The organism is Marinovum sp. PR37 (assembly GCF_028807375.1).
GTDB classification, from domain to species: domain Bacteria; phylum Pseudomonadota; class Alphaproteobacteria; order Rhodobacterales; family Rhodobacteraceae; genus Marinovum; species Marinovum algicola.
The window spans coordinates 1-2,856 of the sequence record NZ_JARAML010000060.1; the positions used below are offsets into that span (position 1 = coordinate 1).

Sequence of the window (2,856 nt, forward strand, 5' to 3'; positions counted from 1 at the left end):
GTAAGCGCCCGGTTTCTACCGCAGCGGCTGGTCCTTGACGCGGGCGATAATGTCTGGCTCGGCGACGAAGTCGTCGAGGAAGCTGTGCCACTCTTCGACGGACCTGCGTGCGGATGCGAGCATATCACGTATCTCGTCGATGCCGTCGTCGGTCAGCGCGGTGATGTAGTCGTCGTGCCCGACATGGACGCTGACGATATTGCCGTAGGTTAGGTTGTCGTCGTTGCTGACGATGGCCTCGAGCAGCTCGGGATCTTCGCCCAGGCGGGTGGCGACATGGGCGATGGAGCACACGTAGGTCGTTGCCGCCATCACGCGGCCTCGTTGCGAGATTGATCCGTCGGGCTCCAGTTCCAAGGGAGCAATTCGGCCAGGCGGTTGTTCATGTGATCGTGGATGCGATCCAAGACGTCGGCCAGATAGGCCTGCGGGTCAAGCCCGTTCATCTTGGCGGTCTCAATCACGGTCATGGCGCGGGCGAGGGTTTCACCACCGGTATCCGAGCCAGCGAATAGCCAGTTCCGCCTTCCGACGCCAATCGGTCTCAGCGCGCGCTCGGCGGGATTGTTGTCGATGGCCACGCGCCCGTCGTCGAGGAACAGCGTGAACGCGGGCCAGCGGCTCAGCCCGTAGCGGAACGCCTTGGCCAGATCGCTCTTGCCTGGAATGCGGGTGAGCTGCCTTTCGGCCCAGTTCTGGAACGCATCGGCCTTGGGCTTGCTTTCCTTTTGGCGCACGGCTTGCCGCTGTTTGGCGGGCCTGCCGCTGATTTGCCGTTCGATGTCGTAGAGCGCTCCGATCCTGTCGAGCGCCTCGCGCGCGATCTCGGATTTCGTCGCGGTCCAGACATCGTGGAAGTCGCGGCGAAGATGCGCCCAGCACGCGGCTTCCCGGAACTGGCTCTTGCCGTCCGGATCGGCGGCATAGAGCTTGGCATAGCCCTTGTAGCCATCCATCGCCCGGCAGTGGTTTGTCTTCAAACCACGAGAGGGGGCCTGGAGAATGCCGCGGGTTTCGCCGAGATGGGCAAGGACATGCTCTTCCCTCCAGTCCGGGGCGAACCGGTAGACCGCACCGGGTGGAGCCGTGCCCGCCCAGGGGCGCTGATCGCGGACATAGGCCCAGATCCGGCCTTTCTTGACGCCCTTGCCCAGCCCCTTGTCGCGCCGGCCGCGATCGAGAACCCGGATGGGCGTGTCATCGGCGTGCAGAAGATCGCTGGCCATGATCTCGGTCTCGATCTTCCCGATCAGCGGCGCCAGCGTCTTCATCGCCCCGCCGCACCAGTCCACCAGGGTCGTGTCCGGGATGTCCGCCCCCATGCGGGCGAAGATCTCGTTCTGACGATACAACGGTACATGGTCGTCGAATTTCGAGGTCAGCACATAAGCCAGAAGGTTCGGGCCCGCCATGCTGCGGGGAATGGGACGGCTGGGCGCAGGTTTCTGAACGATCTTTTCGCAGCGCCTGCAGGATTTCTTGACGCGCGCAATCTCGATGACCTTCAGCTGCGCCGAGATCATGTCGATCAGCTCGCTGACATCTTCGCCCACCACCCGCAGGTCGCCCCCGCAATCCGGACAATTGTCGCCGGGATCAAGCTCGCGGCGTTCGCGCGGCGTGTCCTTCGACACCTTCGGGCGGCGGCGCCTCGGGTCCCGCGCCTCGACCGGTTCCGGGGCCTGGTTTTCCGTCTCCGGTTCATCGTCGTCGTCCTGCGACTGGTCCTCCGCCTCGGCGAGCGCCACCTGCAGGCCCTCCAGCGCCAATTCCAGTTGTTCGATCTCGCGTTCAATCTTTTCCGAGCTGGATCCGAATTTCTGCTTCTGCAATCTGGCGATCCGGACGCGCAGCGCCTGAACCAGCAGATCATGGGCTCGCAAACTGGCCGACATCTTCTGGTTTTCCGCCTGCAATGCGGCGATCATCGCCTTCAGGACGGCAGGATCATTGGAGAGAGACGTGGCTTCGTCGGACATGGCGGTGGATACCATGACCGCAGATCAGGTGCCATAAAAACAAACGATTCCAGAGAGATAATTCAACCCGTCCGGGCTGGCGGCGCCCCCCAATCCGGCCGGCGCCAATCGATCCCCTCCCAGAGCATGGCCAGCTGAGCGGCGGTCAGACGCACGCTGCCATCCGTTGCCGCGGGCCATGGAAAACGCCCCTTCTCGAGGACTTTGTAATACAGGCAAAATCCCTGGCCATCCCAATACAAAAGTTTCACCCTGTCGCCGCGGCGCCCCCGAAACGCGAACACCGCACCGTTCGCCGGTCTCTGCCGCAGGACGTCCTGGGCGATGGCGGACAGGCCCATAATGCCCTTGCGCATATCCGTGTGACCGCAAGCCAGGTAAACCCGAACGCCGGTGCCGGGGCCGATCATGCCGCCTCAACCGCTTGGATCAAACGGGTCAGCACCGCCGCGTCCACACGGGCATCGACCCGGAGGCTGCGGCCCTCGCGCAAAACCACTTCGATCAGCAACGAGCTCGCGTCAGGGACGCAAGCTTCTGGCGGTCCGGGCGGCAGTGCAATATCGACCGGCAAGAACAGCGCAGTGTCGTCAGGCGTCAGAAGCCCCTTCTTCCTCAGTTCATATCGCCAGGCATAAATCTGCTGCCGCCTGATCTCGTGCCGATGCGCGACTTGCGATACCGTCGCGCCGTTCACCCCGACCGAAAGCACAATCGACAACTTCTCCTCGTCGCTCCATCGGCGCCGACGCTCCACGCCCAGAATTTCGCCCCGCATCCCTGCCTCCCTGTAGGAGACGTCTCTAATGACGTCATTATGGACGTCTCTTATCAATCACCGGGACATACGAGCAGGCGGTTCAAATCGGGCGGTTAC

The 2,856-nt window shown here is 63.1% G+C and carries 4 protein-coding genes; all 4 read right to left on the minus strand.

Annotated features, from left to right (window positions below):
* Positions 1 to 15: 15 nt before the first annotated feature.
* Complete coding sequence (locus PVW49_RS23540) at positions 16 to 312, minus strand: hypothetical protein (protein WP_074836092.1); 297 nt, start codon at positions 310 to 312, stop codon at positions 16 to 18.
* The gene (tnpC, locus tag PVW49_RS23545) at positions 312 to 1,979 is read right to left on the minus strand and encodes an IS66 family transposase (RefSeq protein WP_274591785.1); all 1,668 of its coding nucleotides are present in this window, start codon (positions 1,977 to 1,979) and stop codon (positions 312 to 314) included. The genes PVW49_RS23540 and tnpC overlap by 1 nt, the downstream gene beginning before the upstream one ends.
* Positions 1,980 to 2,041: 62 nt before the next feature.
* Positions 2,042 to 2,389: an IS66 family insertion sequence element accessory protein TnpB gene (gene tnpB, locus PVW49_RS23550; protein ID WP_274591786.1), complete on the minus strand. Its 348-nt coding sequence runs from the start codon at positions 2,387 to 2,389 to the stop codon at positions 2,042 to 2,044.
* Complete coding sequence (gene tnpA, locus PVW49_RS23555; RefSeq protein ID WP_176247341.1) at positions 2,386 to 2,757, minus strand: IS66-like element accessory protein TnpA; 372 nt, start codon at positions 2,755 to 2,757, stop codon at positions 2,386 to 2,388. Before tnpA ends, tnpB begins: the two co-directional genes overlap by 4 nt.
* Positions 2,758 to 2,856 lie beyond the last annotated feature (99 nt).